At 63.8% G+C, this 16010-nt stretch carries 16 protein-coding genes; 7 read left to right on the forward strand and 9 right to left on the reverse strand.

Features of this window, described 5'->3' with window-relative positions:
• Positions 1-286 precede the first annotated feature (286 nt).
• The 3 genes from IVA87_RS17530 (at position 287) to flaF (ending at position 5672) form a co-directional block, all read left to right on the forward strand.
• Positions 287-2530, forward strand: coding sequence for a DUF1522 domain-containing protein (locus IVA87_RS17530; RefSeq protein WP_247334420.1), 2244 nt, complete (start codon positions 287-289; stop codon positions 2528-2530).
• Between the two features lie 244 nt (positions 2531-2774).
• Positions 2775-5015, forward strand: coding sequence for a DUF1522 domain-containing protein (locus tag IVA87_RS17535; RefSeq protein ID WP_247334421.1), 2241 nt, complete (start codon positions 2775-2777; stop codon positions 5013-5015).
• 288 nt (positions 5016-5303) lie between these two features.
• Positions 5304-5672 carry a flagellar biosynthesis regulator FlaF gene (gene flaF / locus IVA87_RS17540; RefSeq protein WP_008554779.1) on the forward strand — a complete coding sequence of 123 codons (369 nt, stop codon included), beginning with the start codon at positions 5304-5306 and terminating at the stop codon, positions 5670-5672.
• Between the two features lie 118 nt (positions 5673-5790).
• On the opposite strand, the gene IVA87_RS17545 is transcribed toward flaF, so the two are convergent.
• The 4 genes from IVA87_RS17545 to IVA87_RS17560 all read right to left on the reverse strand — a co-directional run bounded on the left by IVA87_RS17545 (position 5791) and on the right by IVA87_RS17560 (position 8313).
• The gene (locus tag IVA87_RS17545; RefSeq protein WP_247334423.1) at positions 5791-6150 is read right to left on the reverse strand and encodes a hypothetical protein; all 360 of its coding nucleotides are present in this window, start codon (positions 6148-6150) and stop codon (positions 5791-5793) included.
• A gap of 161 nt (positions 6151-6311) precedes the next feature.
• Positions 6312-6809 carry a hypothetical protein gene (locus IVA87_RS17550; protein WP_247334425.1) on the reverse strand — a complete coding sequence of 166 codons (498 nt, stop codon included), beginning with the start codon at positions 6807-6809 and terminating at the stop codon, positions 6312-6314.
• 11 nt (positions 6810-6820) lie between these two features.
• Positions 6821-7189, reverse strand: a complete 369-nt coding sequence (gene flgJ / locus IVA87_RS17555; RefSeq protein ID WP_247334427.1) for a flagellar assembly peptidoglycan hydrolase FlgJ — start codon at positions 7187-7189, stop codon at positions 6821-6823.
• Entirely contained in the window at positions 7189-8313 is a 1125-nt protein-coding gene (locus IVA87_RS17560; protein WP_247278668.1) for a flagellar basal body P-ring protein FlgI, read from the reverse strand. The genes flgJ and IVA87_RS17560 overlap by 1 nt, the downstream gene beginning before the upstream one ends.
• A gap of 284 nt (positions 8314-8597) precedes the next feature.
• On the opposite strand from IVA87_RS17560, the gene IVA87_RS17565 reads away from it, so the two are divergent.
• Positions 8598-9011 (forward strand): flagellar assembly protein FliX, encoded by a 414-nt coding sequence (locus IVA87_RS17565; protein WP_247334431.1) that lies wholly within the window; start codon positions 8598-8600, stop codon positions 9009-9011.
• Positions 9012-9170: 159 nt separating this feature from the next.
• Here IVA87_RS17565 and IVA87_RS17570 read toward each other — a convergent pair whose 3' ends face one another.
• A complete protein-coding gene (locus IVA87_RS17570) occupies positions 9171-9554 on the reverse strand; it encodes a helix-turn-helix domain-containing protein (RefSeq protein ID WP_247334434.1) in 384 nt (127 codons plus the stop codon).
• Between the two features lie 150 nt (positions 9555-9704).
• Between IVA87_RS17570 and IVA87_RS17575 the strand changes: the two genes are divergently transcribed.
• From IVA87_RS17575 to IVA87_RS17585, 3 genes are all read left to right on the forward strand, one after another.
• Positions 9705-10316, forward strand: coding sequence for an NAD(P)-dependent oxidoreductase (locus IVA87_RS17575; protein ID WP_247334436.1), 612 nt, complete (start codon positions 9705-9707; stop codon positions 10314-10316).
• Between the two features lie 217 nt (positions 10317-10533).
• Positions 10534-10899 (forward strand): RNA polymerase-binding protein DksA, encoded by a 366-nt coding sequence (gene dksA, locus IVA87_RS17580; protein ID WP_085966600.1) that lies wholly within the window; start codon positions 10534-10536, stop codon positions 10897-10899.
• 453 nt (positions 10900-11352) lie between these two features.
• Positions 11353-12132 carry a fumarylacetoacetate hydrolase family protein gene (locus IVA87_RS17585; RefSeq protein WP_247334438.1) on the forward strand — a complete coding sequence of 260 codons (780 nt, stop codon included), beginning with the start codon at positions 11353-11355 and terminating at the stop codon, positions 12130-12132.
• Between the two features lie 335 nt (positions 12133-12467).
• On the opposite strand, the gene flgH is transcribed toward IVA87_RS17585, so the two are convergent.
• Genes flgH through flgF form a run of 4 tightly spaced genes read right to left on the reverse strand, consistent with a single transcriptional unit; the run spans position 12468 to position 15946 of the window.
• On the reverse strand, positions 12468-13235 hold the full coding sequence (gene flgH, locus IVA87_RS17590; RefSeq protein WP_247334440.1) for a flagellar basal body L-ring protein FlgH: 768 nt from the start codon (positions 13233-13235) through the stop codon (positions 12468-12470).
• A gap of 3 nt (positions 13236-13238) precedes the next feature.
• Positions 13239-14369 (reverse strand): flagellar basal body P-ring formation chaperone FlgA, encoded by a 1131-nt coding sequence (flgA, locus tag IVA87_RS17595; RefSeq protein ID WP_247334442.1) that lies wholly within the window; start codon positions 14367-14369, stop codon positions 13239-13241.
• A 10-nt stretch (positions 14370-14379) separates the two neighbouring features.
• Complete coding sequence (gene flgG, locus IVA87_RS17600; protein WP_247278072.1) at positions 14380-15168, reverse strand: flagellar basal-body rod protein FlgG; 789 nt, start codon at positions 15166-15168, stop codon at positions 14380-14382.
• 16 nt (positions 15169-15184) lie between these two features.
• A complete protein-coding gene (gene flgF, locus IVA87_RS17605) occupies positions 15185-15946 on the reverse strand; it encodes a flagellar basal-body rod protein FlgF (RefSeq protein ID WP_247278071.1) in 762 nt (253 codons plus the stop codon).
• Positions 15947-16010 lie beyond the last annotated feature (64 nt).

Below are 16010 nucleotides of genomic sequence, written 5' to 3' on the forward strand. Positions count from 1 at the left end.
GCGGGGCTTCGGTCCCGCCGTTTTGCCGCCGGCGATCGAGAGGCTACCAGGCCGCTCCCGAAAGTAACCGCCGGTTATGGTTAACCGGAAGCAAACGCCAGGAAAAGGCGAGTAGTTTCAGGCCCATCGGCACCTGTGCCGACGCGCTCCTGCCGCCTTATGGTGAACCGGCGCTCGCGGTTCGTGATTGCGTTTCACTCTTTGTTAGCCATGTCGACGCACCCTTCGCGTGTCACTCGATCCGAAGCGATCGAACGAAGACGCGTAAACCAGAAGGGTAAGAGTTATGTCCGGTATTGTTCTCTCTGCGTCGGTTCGTCAGAACCTGCTCTCTCTCCAGTCCACCGCCGACCTCCTCGCCACCACCCAGTCGCGTTTGTCGACCGGCAAGAAGGTGAACTCGGCGCTCGACAACCCCACCAACTTCTTCACCGCCCAGTCGCTCGACAACCGCGCCAGCGACATCAACAACCTGCTCGATGGCATCGCCAACGGCGTGCAGGTGCTGCAGGCCGCCAACACCGGCATCACCTCGCTGCAGAAGCTGCTGGACTCCGCGAAGTCGATCGCCAACCAGGCGCTGCAGACCACGGTCGGCTATTCGACCAAGTCCAACGTCTCGACCACGATCGCGGGTGCGACCTCGTCCGACCTGCGCGGCACCACGACCTACACCAGCACGACCGCGCTCTCCAACGTGCTGTTCTCCGGCGCTGCCGGCGGCGCGACCGTTGCGAGCGGAACGACGACGCTCGGCGGTGTCTCGGCTGCGCTGACCGGCTCGGCTGCAGTTGCCGGCGACGGTACGACCGCCTTCAGCGGCGCCTTGAAGCTGGCCGGTACCGCCGGTGCGACGACCATCGCTGCCAACGCGGCACCTACCGATGGCGAAACGCTGACCGTCGATGGCCACACGATCACTTTCAAGGCCGCGGACGTTCCGACCGGGACGAATATCCCGTCGGGATCCGGCACCGTCGGCAATGTCCTCACGGACGGTAACGGTAACTCGACCGTCTATCTTGGCGCTACGGCTGCGACGGGTACTGCGCAGGACCTGCTGAATGCCATCGACATTGCCAGCGGAGCTCAGACGGTCTCGATCGCCAGTGGCGCTGCTACCCTGAGCGGCGGCGGCACTGCTAACAGCATCGCCGCCGGCAAGGTTACCCTGAACACGGGTACCGGCGCTGACCTCAGCATCACCGGCCGGTCCGACCTTCTGAAGGCCCTCGGCCTGACGGGCGCGGCCGGCAGCGGCCAGGTCACCGTCACCCAGGCGCGTTCGACCGCTTCGACCACGCTCGGGACCCTGATCCAGGACGGATCGACGCTGAACGTGGACGGTAAGACGATCACGTTCTCGAACGCGAAGACGCCCACCACCGTCGCAACGGGTTCCACCCAGGTCGGCAATTTGGTCACGGATGGAAACGGCAACTCGACCGTTTACCTTCAGGCCGGCAACGTCAACGACATTCTGAATGCCATCGATCTCGCGACCGGTGTGCAGACCGTCAAGACGGCGGGTGCTTCCGGTGCTCTGCAGACGACCGCAGGCGCCAAGAACTCGTCGATCGTGGCCGGTGCGCTCAACCTCTCGACCGGTGCGAACGCGGACCTGTCGATCACAGGTTCGGGCAACGCATTGTCCGCGCTCGGCCTGACTGGCTCCACCGGCACCGGCACTGCCTTCGCGGCGAGCCGCGCCGCGGCGTCGGGTGGCATCTCGGGCAAGACCTTGACCTTCTCCTCCTTCAATGGCGGCACGGCGGTCAACGTCACGTTCGGTGATGGTACCGGCGGCACGGTCAAGACGCTCGATCAGCTCAACACGCAGCTTCAGGCCAACAACCTGACGGCCACGATCGATGCCAACGGCTTGCTCACTGTGTCTGCGACCAACGACTATGCGTCCTCGACGATCGGATCCGTCATCGCGGGCGGTGCGATCGGCGGCACGATCACGACAGCCTTGACTTGGACGAACGCGACGACCCCGATCGTCGACGCAGTTGCCCAGGCCACCCGCTCGAACCTGGTTGCCCAGTACAACAACATCATGTCGCAGATCGACACGACGTCGGTGGACTCCTCCTTCAACGGCGTGAACCTCTTGAACGGCGATCAACTCAAGCTGGTGTTCGACGAGACCGGTAAATCGAGCCTGAACATCACCGGCGTGACCTTCAACTCGAAGGGTCTGGGTTTGGCTGGCCTGGTGCAGGGTGTCGATTTCATCGACAACTCCGCGACCAACAGGGTCCTGGCCAAGCTGAACGCAGCCTCGAGCACGCTGCGTTCGGAAGCCTCGACGCTCGGTTCGAACCTCTCGGTCGTGCAGGTGCGTCAGGACTTCAACAAGAACCTGATCAACGTGCTCCAGACCGGCTCGTCCAACCTGACGCTGGCCGATACCAACGAGGAAGCGGCCAACAGCCAGGCGCTGTCGACCCGCCAGTCGATCGCAGTCTCGGCGCTGTCGCTCGCCAACCAGTCGCAGCAGAGCGTGCTCCAGCTGCTTCGCTAATAAGCGACTGAAATCACGGAACTAAAACCGGCGGCGGGGCTTCGGCCCCGCCGCTTTTTTCGTTCGTGCAAGGGCTCGATCGAACCCGTGCTCCGAGCCGGGAGGGGCGCTAACCCGGCATTAACCTTGTCCCTTAAACCGGCGTTAACCTTACTTTAAAGGACAGCCCCTAAAACTGGACAAAAGCCCGCTTTCCAGATCGGCGAGCCACGATTCGTATCCGGTTCAAAAGGAAGACCCGCCAATGTCCAACATCGTTCTCTCGGCGTCGGTTCGCCAGAACCTGTTGTCGCTGCAGTCGACGGCCGACCTGCTGTCCACGACGCAGCAGCGCCTTTCGACCGGGAAAAAGGTCAACACCGCGCTCGACAACCCGACCAACTTCTTTACCGCGCAGGGGTTGGACAACCGGGCGAGCGACATCAGCAATCTCCTCGACGGCATCAACAACGGTGTGCAGGTGCTGCAGGCCGCCAACACCGGCATCACCTCGCTGCAAAAGCTGATCGACAGCGCCAAGTCGATCGCCAACCAGGCGCTCCAGACCACAGTCGGCTACTCGACCAAGTCGAACATCTCGACCACGATCCCTGGCGCGACGCCGGCTGATCTGCGCGGCACCACGAGCTATACATACGCAACGGCAACCGGCAATGTGGTCACCAACGGTACCGCTGGCGGCACGACACCGGCGACCACCACGACCACGCTCGGCGGCATCTCGCAGTCGCTGGTCGGTTCGGCTGCTCCTGATGGTGCCGGCACCGCCGCCAGCCTTGCTGCGGGTCTGACGCTGCTCGGCACGCCCAGCGCGAGCACTATCGCGGCGAACGGTGCTCCGTCGGATGGTGATGTGCTCGTCGTGGACGGCAAGACCATCACATTCAGGGCCGGCGCTGCGCCCGCGGTGGCCAACGTTCCTGCCGGGTCCGGCAAGAACAACAACGTCGTCACCGACGGCAATGGCAACTCGACTGTCTATCTCGGGACAAACGCCGCTCCGGCCGCAACCGTCCAGGACGTGATGGATGCGATCGACCTTGCAAGTGGCGTGCAAAAGGCTGCCATCACGGGCGGCACCGCGACGCTGTCGAGCTCGTCCGGCGCCAACGCCTCCATCACCTCTGGTGTTCTCACCCTCACCACTGGTACCGGCGCCGACCTCAGCATCACCGGCAAGGCCGACTTCCTCAAGGCACTCGGTCTGACGACCGCGACCGGGTCCGGCAATGTCAATGTGACCAAGGCGCGCCTGACGACTTCGGCGACGCTCGGCACTCTCGTTCAGGACGGCTCCACGCTCAATGTGGATGGCAAGACGGTCACGTTCAAGAATGCGGCCGCTCCTGCTGCCGCGCCGACAGGCTTCACCAAGATCGGCAACATCGTGACGGACAACAACGGCAACTCCGTCGTGTATCTCCAGGGCGGAAACGTTCAGGATTCGTTGAACGCGATCGATCTGGCTTCGGGGGCCGGCATCGTCAGCGGCGGCGCCGTGGTTGCGGCGAGCGGTTCGTCGCTGTCCTCGGTCGTGAATGGCGCTCTCAAGCTCAGCACCGGCACCACGGCGGATCTGTCGATCACTGGAACCGGCAACGCGCTGTCCTCGTTCGGTCTGACCGGTCCCACGGGCACCGGCACGGCCTTCACCGCGGGACGCGCGCCGGGAGTAGGCAGCATCTCGGGCAAGACCCTGACGTTTACCTCCTTCAACGGCGGCACGGCGGTCAACGTCACCTTCGGCGACGGCACCAACGGCACCGTCAAGACACTCGATCAGCTGAACTCGCAGCTTCAGGCGAATCACCTCACGGCGACAATCGACGCCAACGGCGTGCTCACGATCACCACCGTGAACGAATACGCGTCTTCGACGCTCGGCTCGGTGACGGCCGGCGGCGTCGTCGGTGGTACGATCACCGGTACGGTTGCCTTTACGACGGCCCAGCCGCCGATCCAGGATCCGGTCGCGCAGACGGCGCGCTCGAACCTCGTCAACCAGTTCAACAACATCCTGGCCCAGATCGACACGACGTCGCAGGACGCCTCCTTCAACGGCGTCAACCTGCTCAACGGCGACACGCTGAAGCTGATCTTCAATGAGACCGGCAGCTCGACGCTCGGCATCAATGGCGTCGTGTTCAACGCGGCGGGCCTCGGCCTGTCCAATCTCGTCAACGGCGTCGATTTCATCGACAACGGCGCCACCAACAGGGTGCTCGCGAGCCTCAATGCGGCCTCGAGCACGCTACGCTCGGAAGGCTCTGCTCTCGGCTCGAACCTCTCGATCGTGCAGGTGCGTCAGGACTTCTCCAAAAACCTGATCAACGTGCTCCAGACCGGCTCGTCGAACCTGACGCTCGCCGATACCAACGAGGAAGCGGCCAACAGCCAGGCGCTGTCGACCCGGCAGTCGATCGCAGTCTCCGCGCTATCGCTGGCCAACCAGTCGCAGCAGAGCGTGCTCCAGCTGCTCCGCTAATTCACGGTGCAAGATCGCCATTCAAGATTTCACGGCGGGGCTCACGCTCCGCCTTTTTTATGGAGATCGCTAAGGCAGGATTAGCCGAGATTGATGCGCGTCGTGCGAGGCGTGTTTACAGCATGCGTGCGCGCATCTAGCCTTGCGGTGACGAAGGACTCCGCGACCGTAATAATCCGGAGTCCTTCCACTCGTCACGTAAGCAAAATCTTAAGCGGTGCTGCCTAGGGTCGGAAAAGAAATCCTTAAGCGTGTTCAACGCGCTAGGTAACCTCCAGGGTGTGATTGATGTCGAATTCCGCTGCCTCGGCCTACGCGCGTGTTGCAACGACCACTGCATCTCCTCGCGACATCGAGGCGCAAACCCTGCTCAAGGCCGCGAACAAGCTTCAGGATGCGGTGAACAACGCCGATCCGCTTAGCGAGCAGACCATGCAGGCCCTGATGTTCAACCGCAAGCTCTGGACCATCTTCTTGAGCGAGGCGATGCGCGACAACAATCCGCAGCCGATCGACGTCCGGCAGAAGATCGCCAACATCAGCGTGTTCGTGCTGAGCCAGACCGCCGCGCTGCAGATGAGCCCGCAGTTCGATCACTTCCGTCCGCTGATCGAGATCAACCGCAATATCGCAGCTGGTCTGTCCGGAAGGCCGTGACAGCAAGCCGCCTGCGTCAGTCGAGCAATCTGTCGAGTGCGGGCCAAGGTCACGCCGACAGATGTGGCAAGCCAGATCTTATTTCGATATTGCCGTTACGCCGCTCGACGCTTGATCGTCAGGCGCTGCGGTCGGTGCTGAGCGGGCGCGAGGGTTCGGACTTCAGATCCAGCGCATGGAAATAGGCCCGCCGGCGCAGCATCGCTTCATCGGGGAACTGGTTGACCACCGCATCGGTCTTGTCGTTGACGACCTGGAAGACGAAGGATGCGGCCGCCTGGTCGAACACGACCTGGCGCGAGACGTTCTCGTGGTTTGGCGGATCATTGCGCACGGGCGCGCCCGTATCGCTGGCGGCGACCGTCTGCCGCACCGGAAGATCAGTTTGCACAGCCTCGTTCGCCGCCGCGTTGGACGTCGGTACGATCTGCACGGGGGCCGGGATCCCCACCGGCCTGATGCTGAAATCTGTACTCATTGGCAGCCTCCTGGTTGCCTAGTATTGAGTCAAATCCCAACCCCTCTCATTGCGCAAGCATGGAACACCAGGACTGAAGACCGGGTAAGCAAACGTGCCTAACCGCGCGACGACATCGCCGCGCGCTTTTTCGTAAAATTGTCTCTTGTTCTTGCGGGCGCTCAGAGCGAGCGGCTGACCGCGAGCGGCGTGATGTGGCGCGGGCCGGGGGCCGCGCGACGACCCGCAGCCGTATAGGTGTTCGGCACGTTGCGCTTCTGGATCTCGGCATTGACGCCGCGCACAACGCTCTCGGACACCGCGTGTGCGGTGGCGAGCACGGTGAGGTTGACCTGAAGCATGGCGCGGAACGCATCGTGGTGGCGGTGCAACGTCGAGAGCAACTCGGGCGCGGATTTGGCGAGCTGGGCCTGGTTCGCTTTCAGCTGGCTGACAGCGCCAACATAGTTGCGCGACAACTCTTGCTTCTTGCCCTCGAGCGTCATCGCCTCGCGGACGTTGCCGGCGCGGACGAGCTCGGTCTCGCGCTCGATCAGTCCGAGCAGGGCGCTCATTGCATCCATCAGGTTCTCGCCGATCTTGCGTGCCTCGGCGCTGCCATGCGCGGGGCTCGGGCGCTGCGCTTGCACTGGCTGACGTGAGGCGTGGGAATGGTTCATCTCGGTTGACCTTATGCCGTGCGGATCGTTTTCGCCTGCTGCATGATCAGGGTGCGGTAGACTTCGGTGGCGACGCCGACGCCGCCGGCCCTGGCGAAGTTCTTCGAATATTGCTCCGTCAGCATCGAGCGCCACACCCCGGTTCCAGGCGTGTCGCCGAATGGGCCTTCGCCCTTCAGGCCGGAGGTCATTTGCGAGAACATGCTGTTGAGGAACATCGCCTCGAAATCGGTGGCGGTCTTCTGCGCCTTGGCCTGCTGTTGCGGCGAGACCTTTTGCAAGGCACTCGCGAGCTCGAAATCCGGCCGGCCGTTGCGGCTCTCGACCGAGAAGGCCGAAGCGTTGGCGACGCGCGGGGTGTTGATTGCGCCGATCTGCATCACATCACCTCGATGTCGGCTTCGATCGCGCCGGCGGCCTTGATCGCCTGGAGGATGCTGATCATGTCGCGGGGACCGATGCCGAGGCCGTTGAGGCCGTCGACGAGCTGCTGGAGCGATACGCCGTCCTTGACGACGGCCAGTTTTTTCCCGTCCTCGGTGACGGTGACGCTGCTGCGCGGCGCAACCACGGTCCGCCCGCGCGACAACGGGTTGGGCTGGCTCACTTGGGGGCTCTCGGAGATCGTCACGGTGAGGTTGCCCTGCGCCACCGCCACCGTGGCGACGCGGACGTCGCGGCCCATCACAATGATCCCGCTGCGCTCGTCGATGACGATCTTGGCGGCGAGATCGGGATCGACCTGGAGCTGCTCGATCTCGGTGAGAAAGGCGACGACGTTGCCCTTGAACTCCGGCGGGATCGACAGCTGCACCGTCGAGGGGTCGATCGGCTCGGCGGTCTTGACGCCGAGATAGTCATTGACGGCGGCCGCGATGCGTTTGGCGGTGGTGAAGTCGGCATTGCGCAGCGCCAGGCGGACGTTCGGCAGGCGATTGAGCGCGAACTCGATCTCTCGCTCGATGATGGCGCCGTTGGCAATGCGCCCGACGGTCGGCACGCCGCGCACGATTTTCGCCGCTTCGCCCTCGGCCTGGAAGCCGGAGATCGCGAGCGAGCCCTGCGCAACCGCATAGACGTTGCCGTCGGCGCCGAGCAGGGGGGTGACAAGCAGGGTGCCACCCTGGAGGTTCTTGGCGTCCCCGAGCGCGGAGACGGTGACGTCCATGCGCGTGCCCTGGGTGGCGAACGCCGGCAAATTGCCCGTCACCATCACAGCGGCGACGTTGCCGGTGCGGATGGTGGCGCCGCGGATGTTGACGCCCATGCGCTCGAGCATCGCCTGCAGCGATTGCTTGGTGAAGGGGATGTTGTTGAGCGTGTCGCCGGTGCCGTTGAGGCCGACGACGAGGCCGTAGCCGATGAGCTGGTTCTGCCGCACGCCCTCGATATTGGCGAGGTCCTTGATGCGCGACGTCGCGCTTGCAGGCGTGACCGAGAGCGCCAGCGCCGACAGCGCGGCACAGGCCACCCCAACAATCCTCACCCAACGAACGCCTGGCATCCTCTGCTCCCCAAAGGTCCCCTAAAAAGGGCTCCTCAAATCAAAGGACCGTCTGCGACACTCCCATGACGAGCTGGTCCGGCGCTTTCCTTGCGAGCGCCGTGCCAAGCGAGGGCAGCAGGGTAGGTGGCTGAATAGGTTGAATAAATCTGTTCCGACCGGTGTCAGCCGGCGTTCGCCTTCAGGTGCGAAACTGCCGTCTGTCGGCAGATTTTGCCGAGCCGTTTACGCGCCGTTAACCATAAAGCGGCGAAGGTGAGGCATCGATCACCCGGATTGCTGCGATGCGCATCTACGGACCGAACGGCACCACGCTTGGAACGCCGGCCAGTCAGGCCCGGCGGACGGGTTCCGGCACCTTCGTCCTGCCCGACACCTCGTTGGCGCAGGAGACGCGCAGCGCTGCCGCGCCGAAAGCCGCCGCCAACATCGATGCGTTGCTCGCACTGCAAGGCGTCGAAGAAGATCCGGTCGCGCGCCGCAAGCGCTCGGTCGCGCGCGGCAAGACTGCGCTCGACGTGCTCGACGATCTCAAGATGGGGCTCCTGTCCGGCAATCTCGACGCCTCGACCGTGATGCGGCTGCGCGACGCGGCGGCGAACCTGAAATCGTCTTCGGGCGATCCCGGACTGGATTCCGTACTCTCAGAGATCGAGCTGCGGGTGGAGGTCGAACTGGCGAAAGCCGGCCGGGCGTAAGTCAGGCAGGCTATCATCGCCTGCGAAGCGGGCGATCCAGTATTCCAGAGATAGACGTTGTTGATTCAAGAAGCCGCGGCGTACTGGGCGGATTCAATCGGTCGTCGTAACACTCTAGCAAAAGAGGTTGGGGTGCAGAGCGCGCTCCTGCGAGAGCGCCTAGGCCGCCGCTTCCTCCTTCTGTTGTTTCTGTTGTGCGTCGTAGCGGCGCTGGGCGGCGAGCACGTCCTTCAGATTCTGCTCGGCCCAATCGCGCAGGGGATCGACCGCCGCCGCCAGCGTCAGCCCGAGCTGCGTGATCGAATATTCCACCGTGACAGGCACCGTCGCGATGGCGCGGCGCCTGATCAGGCCGTCGCGTTCGAGCGATTTGAGAACCTGACTCAGCATCTTCTGTGAAATGCCTTCAATCGTGCGGCGCAACTGATTGAAACGCATCGGCTGCTCGCGCAGCAGCAAGAGGATCAGCACCGCCCATTTGTCGCCGACGCGATCGAGGATCTGGCGCGTCGGACAGTTCGCTGCATAGACGTCTGGCTTCATCGTCGAGTCCTCGGATTCCTTCCTGGTGCTTTGCGAATATGCTTGGCGGTTACTCCAGCGTTATCAGGTAAGCACAAAGTGCTCTCTTAACACCAGCATTCTTTGCGATATCTAGTCGCCACTAGTTACTAACCAAGCAAAGGAGCCTCCATGAAAATCGCAGTTGCCGGCGCCTCGGGCCGGGCCGGATCGGAAATCACCAGGGAATTGTCTCGTCGCGGCCATAGCGTCACCGCCATTGCTCGCAACCCCGAAAAGATCGCGGCCCTGCCGAACGTCACGCCCACCAAGGGCGACGTGCTCGATCAGGCCGGCCTTGCCAAGCTGTGGGCTGGGCACGACGTCGCCGTGAGTTCCGTGCATTTCCTGGCCAGCGATCCCCCCAGGCTGATCGGCGCTGCGAAGGACTCCAAGGTTGGCCGCTACCTCGTTGTCGGTGGCGCCGGCAGCCTGGAAGTGGCGCCGGGCGTGAAACTGGTGACGACTTCCAACTTTCCCGCCCAGTACAAGGCCGAGGCGGAAAAGGGCGGGGCCTTTCTGGACCTGTTGCGGCAGGAAAAGGACCTGAACTGGACCTTCATCTCGCCGTCGGCGCTGTTCGTCGAGGGCGAGCGGACGGGCAAGTTCCGGCTCGGGACCGACCAGCTTCTCGCAGATGCGAACGGAAAGAGCTGGATCACCTTCGCCGACTACGCCATTGCGCTCGCCGACGAGATCGAGCGGCCGGCCCATCCGAGGCAGCGTTTCACGGTCGGCTACTGAGCCGTCAGCCGCCCCCGAGCGTTTGCGGATAAACCTTTCCTGTGCAAGGGCTTGGGGGCGGCGACCGAGGCGGCAGGGAAATATTGTCTGTCACAGGAGGCCGCTATATAACGCCCCGCTCGACGGACCCCGTTCCGTTTGCGAGTCGTTGCTTAGACAGATAGGCCGCCCTTTGGAAAAGTTGAAAAACTACCGTCCGACCGACAAAGAGCCTTTCATGAACGACCGGCAGAAGGAGTACTTTCGTCTGAAGCTCCTCGCCTGGAAGGATGAGATCCTCAAAGAGTCCAAGCTCACCCTGCAAGCCCTGCAGGAGGAGAACGTGAACCACCCCGATCTCGCCGATCGGGCTTCGTCTGAAACCGACCGTGCCATCGAACTCCGCGCCCGCGACCGCCAGCGCAAGTTGATCGCGAAGATCGACGCCGCGCTTCAGCGCATCGAGGACAACACCTACGGCTATTGCGAGGAAACCGGCGAGCCGATCTCGTTGAAGCGGCTCGAGGCCCGGCCCATCGCGACGCTCTCGGTGGAGGCGCAGGAGCGCCACGAGAAGCGCGAGAAGGTCTATCGCGACGAATAGAGCCCGAGCCGCAGAGTTGCGGCTCTTTGTTTTTGGAGGCAACGCGCCGTTTGGCGTCGTGGTCGGCGTTTTGCCTCGCGCTTGAAAGCCGCGCGCCTCAACGCGCTTGCGCAATCGCGAAAAGTGAATCGCGCTCAATGGGCTAGACTCAGTTCCTCCAAGCTCACGTGAGTTCGGATGAGAAACAGCTTTCAATTTAGGCGCGGGAGGTTTTGCGAGTCGCATCAACGAGATCGACTCGCTTGCTGAAGCGCTGATCGAGCTGCATCAAGCATCGCTGCGGTCAGGCCTGCTGCGACGCCATGGGGCGTGCATCCCATGAAGCCTGGACCAAATCAATATTTCCTTAAACGCCGGCACGAGGCCGTAATCTGCCCGCCAGCCGTGCTTGTCAGGCCGGAGCGGGGATGCTGAAGTGCCGCCCTCGAATGCGTAGCGTGGGAGGCGGCGCCGATGGACAGGATTCTCGAAGCCGCAAAGGCGATCGCGCAGGCGCGCCGCAACCATGCGCCGCTCGCGGCGCTGAAGCGCCCCCCTACGGACGAAGCCGAAGGCTATCAAGTCCAGCGCGCGCTGCACGATCTCCTGCTGCCTCATATCGGGCCGCTCGTCGGCTACAAGATCGGTTGCACCAGCCAGGTGATGCAGGATTACATCGGTATCCCGCACCCTTGCGGCGGCGGCGTGTTCCAGAACGGCGTCCATGACAGCGGCGCCAAGCTCGCCGCCTCCAACTATGTCCGCGTCGGCGTCGAATGCGAGATCGCGGTGCGGCTGAAGCGCGATCTTGCCGCCGGCGAGGCGCCGTTCACGGCCGAATGGGTCGGCGAGGCCGTCGACGCCTACCATCCCGCGATCGAGATCGTCGACGATCGCTACGTGAAGTGGGAGACGATGGGGGCGCCGACGCTGATCGCCGACGATTTCTTCGCCGCGGGCTGCGTGCTGGGACCCCTGGTTCCGCGCTCGTCGGTGCCGGATCTGAACGCGTTGAAGGGGCGGGCCATCGTCAACGGCGAGGAGGTGAGCCAAGGCACCGGCGCCGACGTGCTCGGTCATCCCCACAACGCACTCGCCTGGCTCGCCAACCATCTCGCGGCCGAAGGCAAGAGCCTTGATGCGGGACAGCTCGTGCTCACCGGCAGCCTGGTGAAGACGCTCTGGCTGAAGGCCGGCGACAAGGTGCGCATGGAGCTGGACGGATTGGGGACGGTGGAGGCGGAGTTTACGTGAGGGGGCTACGGCATTCTATGCTGTCATTCCCCGCGACGGCGGCGAGTCCAGTACGCCGCGCCGCATCGATTTAGCAACGAGGGCCTCGGAGTACTGGATCGTCCGCCTTCGCGGACGATGACAGGGGGGAGAGTAGATAGCACCCGGCCAAGCTCGTCATTGCAACGGTGTTTGAGGCAGCGGCGTCGTTTCTATGGCGCGACCTGACTCACAGCCCGCCAGCATCCACCTCCAAAATACATGCGGCCTCCGGCAGGGGAGCTACCGGAGGCCGCGTCGTACATCGTCGTTCGCGCCTAGGTTCGCGAACACGATGTGGGAGCTCTTAAAGAAGCTTAGAAGGGCAACAGCACGTCCATGACCTGCTGGCCGTAGCGCGGCTGTTGCACGTCCATGATCTGGCCGCGGCCGCCATAAGCGATGCGGGCCTGCGCGATTTTGGTGGAGTCGATGGTGTTGTCGCTCTGGATGTCTTCGGGGCGGACGATGCCGGCGACCACGAGCTCGCGGATCTCGTAGTTGACGCGGATTTCCTGCTTGCCCTCGACCACGAGGTTGCCGTTCGGCAGCACTTGCGTGACTACCGCGGCGACGTTGGTCTGCAACGCTTCCTGGCGGTTGACCGAGCCCTTGCCATCGCTGGAGGCCGTCGAGTCGGCGGCGAAGATGCGGCCGGGCAGCACCTTCTGCGCCTGCACGCCGAGGGTCTTCGCGCCGATGAAATCGTCGATGCCCGAGTTTTCCTGGTTGGTGCGGCTGCGCTGGGTCTCGTTGGAGAGGTTGGCCTTGTCGGTGATGTTCACGGTCACCGTCAGGAGGTCGCCGACCTGGCGGGCGCGCTGGTCCTTGAAGAAAGCGCGGCTGCCGTTGCGCCACAGCGAGTTCGGATTGTAGGAGGCGACTTCCGGCTTCGGCATCGGCATCTGCACCGGCTTGTAGCCGGGCTGCGTCGTCGGATTGTCGATCGCCGACAATTTCGGTTGCTCGCCGATCTGCGACAGGCGGTCGATCGAGGAGCAGCCGGTTGCGAGGGCGCAAGTCGCCAGCAGCAGGGCAGAGATCGCGATGCGACGAAGGTGGAAAGCCGAACTGAACGGAGACATGACTTACTCTGACTTGGCTGGAGCTTGCGAGACGCGAACTTGCGGAATCTGGGCTTGGGCGATCTGGGCGGGAGACGCCGGCGCCTGGATCAGGCTCTGCGCCAGGGCTGCGGCCGCCGGCACGTCGTCACGCTTGATCGACGAGGTCTGCTCGATCGCGGGCGTCATCGGTGCGGACTGGCTGGCGCCCTGGACGGTGACCTGGCCGCGGCCGGTGACGGTTCCCGTCAGCGTACGCTTGGATTGCAAATTGAGCACGCTGACGGTGTCCCCCTCGGCGCCGTTCTCGATCGCCTTGCCGCGCGTGGTGAGGTGGAGGCCGGGCACCTGGTAAATGATGGTGACGGTCTGATCGCGCACCACGAAATCAGGCTTTACGATGTCGGCGATGCGGATCGGCATGCCGGCCCGCATCGGCCGACGCAGCTGCATCCCGACAGTGCGGTCGCGCGAGGCGGGCTCGCCGGTGACCTCGGCCTTCGGCCGGCGCTCCAGCGCGACGTCGGAGGATTTCAGGAGCTCGGTGCGGTCGATGTCGCGCGTCAGCACGGCCACTTCCACCGTTTCGATCGCGGTGCCGGTGAAGCGCAGCTTAGTCGGCGTCGGATTGTTGTCGTTGTTGATCTCGAAGGCGACGTCGAAACGGCCGCTGCGGGCGTCATAGCGGGTTGCAACCGGCTGGAGCGCGCCGGTGTTGGAGGCATCCAACCGCACGTCGGCGATGCCGCGATCGAACGTGACGGTAATGTTGGCGGCTTCCCCAAGGCCGAAGCGGCGCTCGAGCGCGGAGGCGACCGCGGTTTCGAGGTCCTTGCTGGCGAGCGTGCGGGCGAGCCGGGTGACCTGGACCTCCTTGATGTCGCCGGTCATGACGCCGATCACCTGTTTTGCGCGGAGCACCGACAACACCTGCGCGACCGGCAGTGCGCCGGTGGTGCCGAGATCGGGCGAGCGGTAGACGGGGATCAGCGCGGCAGATCCTGCATTGTCGATGAGATCGCCGACCCGCACCACGTCCGCGGTCACGGTGATGCTCGCGCGCAGCGTCGGCGCTGCGATGAAATCGTCGGCCGCAGCTGCCGGCAGCGCCAGCGCGAGCAGAGCGAAGATCGTGGCGAGGGTGGTCCGTATCATGGTCATCACCTCAGCGGAACAGCGCCGTCGTCGATTGCATCATCTGGTCGGCGGCGCTGATCACCTTGGCGTTCATTTCGTAGGCGCGCTGGGCCGCGATCAGGTCGCTCATTTCCGAGACGACGTCGACATTGGCCTGCTCGAGGCTGCCTTGCGTGATATTGCCGTAACCTTCGGCCGTCGCGGTGCCGTCCTGCGGCGGGCCGGAGGAGGGTGTCTCGGTGAACTGATTGCTGCCGACGGGCTGGAGGCCGGCCTTATTGATAAAGCGAGTTAGGCCGATCTGGCCGAGGATGGTCGAGGTCGACGAGCCCGGCAGGGTCACCGAGACCTGGCCCTGGACGTTGACGGTCAGGCCCGAGGCGTTGTTCGGGATCGTGATCGTCGGCTGCACCGGGTTGCCCTGTGCGGTGACAATGCGGCCCTGATTGTCCATCTGGAAGGTGCCGTCGCGGGTGTACTGGTAGGTGCCGTCGGGCATCAGGATCTTGAAGAAGCCGTCGCCCGAGACCGCGAGGTCGAGATCGTTACCGGTCTGCGACAGCGTGCCTTGCGTCATGCTGCGCGGCGTGCCGACCGTCTTGACGCCGCCGCCGATGTCGACGCCCACCGGCAGGATGGTGCCCTGGTCGGATGACTGCGCGCCGACGCGGCGGACGTGCTCGTAGATCAGGTCCTGAAACGCCGCGGTCTGCTTCTTGAAGCCGGTGGTGCGGAGGTTGGCGATGTTGTTGGAGATCACCTGAACGTTGAGTTCCTGTGCCGCCATTCCGGTCGCTGCGGTGTGAAGCGCCTGCATGTCAGTTCTCCTTCAATCAGGCCGGAACGTCGGCGAGCTTTTCGATCGCCGATTTGTGGAGGTCGCTCTGCTGCTGGAGCAGGCTGGCGATGGCGGTGTAGCTGCGCATGACTTCGACCATGCGGCTCATCTCGCCGACCGCATTGACGTTCGACTTCTCGACGTAGCCCTGGCGCACGCTGGATTTGGTGTCGGCCTGCTGGACGGCGGAGCCGATGTCATAGAGGTTGGCGCCGAGCTTGGTCAGCTTGGCCGGATCGTCGAACGAGGCCATGCGGATCTTGCCGCGGATGGAGTCGGTCTTCGCCGTGCCCTCGAGCACGGTGACGGTGCCGTCGGGTGCAACGTTGATGTCGTGGTCGGTCGGCTGGAAGGTGATCGGGCCGGCGGTGCCCAGCACGAGGTTGCCGTCGGAGGTGACGAGCTGGCCGGTGCTGTTGAGCGAGAACTTGCCGTCGCGGGTGTAACGCTCGCCGCCATTGGCCTGCACCGCGAAATAGGCGTTGCCGTCGATCGCCATGTCGAGCGGGTTGTTGGTCGGCTCCATCGGCCCCTGGCCGACGTCGCGGAAGGTGCCGCGGTCCTGCACATAGGAGACCCGGCGGTCGGAGCCGAGGAAATTGTCCTCACGCGCGTTCGAGTTGAGGTACTCCTCGAACAGCGAATGGTCGGCCTTGAAGCCGTTGGTATTGGCATTGGCGACATTGTTGGCGATGACATCCATCTGCCGTTCCAACGTCATCTGCCGTGACAAGCCGATCAGAAGCGCGTTCTGCATCGGAATTCTCCCCTGAGTGAGATCTGCCACCTCGCTCTCCCAAGCGCCTTGGCGGACCCCGTGA

It is taken from the genome of Bradyrhizobium sp. 147, from assembly GCF_023073935.1.
In the GTDB taxonomy this organism is placed as follows: Bacteria; Pseudomonadota; Alphaproteobacteria; order Rhizobiales; family Xanthobacteraceae; genus Bradyrhizobium.